The following is a 2,843-nucleotide window of genomic DNA, read 5'->3' as shown; positions in this document are numbered from 1 at the left end:
AAAAAATCATTGACTATTCATTCAAATCTTTTGGATTTAGATTGTCTTTAACCATGATACACACCTGAAAAATATAGTTAATATACTATTTGATTTTGGATATTTAAATAAGTTATTATGAAGACCAAAAAGTAATATGTTATTCCACGAACAGTTAATGAAAATGTTTAATTATCATAAGTTCTAAAAAAAGCAGTGTAGAGAGAACATAAGCGGTACAACTCTATCGCGAGTTTTCATATAACTCTCTCCAAAATGATAATTAATTAATAATTTCATTTTTAAATTATATATAAATAGCTATTTAACTATTAAAAAATCAATAAAAATATAGTTCCAAGATTTGTTTTAATTTTACTGACACGTCCAATTGATTAAAGTGAATGTGATATTGGATGGTGAAATGATTTAAAAAAAGATAAAAAATAAGGAATTGAAAAATCCTTATTTAAATTATTCCAAGTTTTTTGGCAGTCTTTTCATCAACCTTACCGGTTACTTTCAGACCTTTGGCTTTCTGGAACTGTTTTACAGCTTTTACAGTGTAGTCCCAGTAGATGCCGTCAACCTTCAGGTAATGGCCGTAGGCTGTGAGATAATATCCATTGTTTTTCAATGCCCTTTGAATCTCTTTAACAGTTGATTTTGCCTTGCTTCCTTTAGATATTGTTTTCCAGGTAGAAATGACTTTAACAGTTACTTTCTTAGTAGCCTTGTTGTAGTACTTGTTTCCTTTATATGTTACAGTTGCCTTGAATGTTCCGGTCTTTGAAAGTTTGGTTATCTTGAATGTAGCCTTGCCTTTACTGTTTGTAGTGGCTTTATATGTTTTGCCGTTTACTTTCAGATAGACTTTTGCATTCTTGATTGGTTTGCCTGTATTGTCCTTTAATGTTATGGCGTACTTTTTGGTTTTTGTTGTTGTCTTGAACTTTTTATTGGAAGCTGTGATTTTTGGAGTTGCCTTTTTAACTACAACCTTAGCAGTGGCATCTGATCCAAGATAGTTGTTGTTACCTGCAAATGTTATTTTTGCAGAGTATGTTTTTGGAACCAGATTGCTTACTTTAATTTTAATTTGACCGTTTTTATCAGTAGTGTAGTTTTTAATTGTGTTTAAATCAACAGTTACAGTAGCATTTGCCAATGGATTACCTTTACTGTCTTTTAATGTGATTACAAGATATTTGTCGACTTTATATGTTGCTGTCACATCATCTGCTACTATATTGGTTGAATCCTTGTTTACGGCGATTGTAGCTGTTTTTGAAGCAGGTTTGTATTTATCATCACCAGAGTAATCAATTTCAGCCGTGTGGTTTCCAGCATCCAATGCCGGTAGCTTGACACTTGCAGTTCCATTAGTTACAGGTACGGTATTGATTTCTTTACCATCAACTGTTAGTGTTACGTTTCCTGTTGCGTCACCTGGAAGCTTGACATCAACAGTAGCATTATCACCGAACCTCATGTCTGACGGAATTATAATTTCAGGAGTTATATCATTTTTGGAAACTGTAATATCCTTAGTTTCGTTTATAGGATTGTATTTGCCGTCACCGGAGTAAGCTATTTCAACAGTGTGGTTTCCAGCACTCATGGAAGGAATTGTAACATCAGCATTTCCATCTTTTACAGGTACAGTATCTACAACTTCCCCGTCAACTTTAACTGTGACATTACCAGTAGCATCAGCCGGCAATACTACATTGACTGTTGAATTATCACCGACAGTAATGTTTTCAGGAATTGAAACATCAGCAGTTGTGTTTATTTTATTTACTGTTACTGTAACTGTTGTTGAGTTTTTAGCATAGATTTCATCATCTCCAACTTCAAGGGTAATGATTGCTCTACCTTCACCGACAGCAGTAACAATACCATTTTTATCTACAGTGGCAACAGATTCATTGCTGGATGTGTACTTAATTTTAAGCATTATTGTATCAGGTTCTATAGTTGCATTAATTGCGCTTGTTTCATCAACTTTTAAATTCAAAGTAGCATTTTCAACACTGACGCTAGCGTCGTTTAATGCGACATTAACGGTTATTGTCTTGTTTTCAGCAGCTGCATAATTTTCGTTACCGGCAAAACTGACTGTAATAATTGCTTGACCTTGACCATTACCAATAACTATTCCATCATCATCAATATAAACAAGATCTTCATCACTGGATGTTAAAGTCAAATTACCTGCACCTGCAGGAGTTAAATTCGCTAAATCAGTGACCTCATCACCTACTTTTAAATCAAGTGTTTCGTTAGCTAGAATGATTTCAGTAGATAATTTATTTACAGTAATGTTAACTTCTTTAGTTACTGGATTGTGATTCTTGTCAGCTATTGTTGTTACAGTTAATGTGTAATTTCCCGCACCTAAACCTGAAATCGGAATAGTATAACCATTGACAGTTACATTAACTCCGTCAATTTTAGCAGTAATACCAGTTGCTCCTTCAGTTGCTACAGTGACATTAATAGAATCACCATAATCCAATTCAACATCATCCAATGTTAAGGTGGAGTTAATTTTATTGACTGTGATTGTAGCAGTTTTTGTTACAACAGTATGGTTTTCATCAGGAACAGTAGTAACATTCAAAGTATAAGATCCCGCACCCAAACCAGAAACAGTAATCTTATTATCATTTACACTAACAACCGCTTTAGGTTGGTTGATAACGTTAGCAGTAACTTCACTTGCACCGGTGAAAGACACATCACCAGAACCCTCACCATCATAATCAAATACAATATCACCAACAGTTAATGTAGATTCTACCTTATTTACTGTGATTTTAGATGTTACAGTTACCGGATTGTGATTATCATCAGGGATT

General features: G+C 33.9%; 1 protein-coding gene. It reads right to left on the bottom strand.

Going from position 1 to position 2,843, the window contains the following annotated elements; genetic code table 11:
* Positions 1 to 448 precede the first annotated feature (448 nt).
* A partial coding sequence (locus ACKI2P_RS07485) for an Ig-like domain repeat protein (RefSeq protein WP_407376451.1) occupies positions 449 to 2,843 on the bottom strand: 2,395 nt, incomplete at its 5' end.

Origin of the sequence: Methanobrevibacter sp. (assembly GCF_045541095.1) — an archaeon.
In the GTDB taxonomy this organism is placed as follows: domain Archaea; phylum Methanobacteriota; class Methanobacteria; order Methanobacteriales; family Methanobacteriaceae; genus Methanocatella.
The sequence above is the reverse complement of the archived record's forward strand: the minus strand, read 5'-3'. Positions and strand labels throughout refer to the sequence as shown.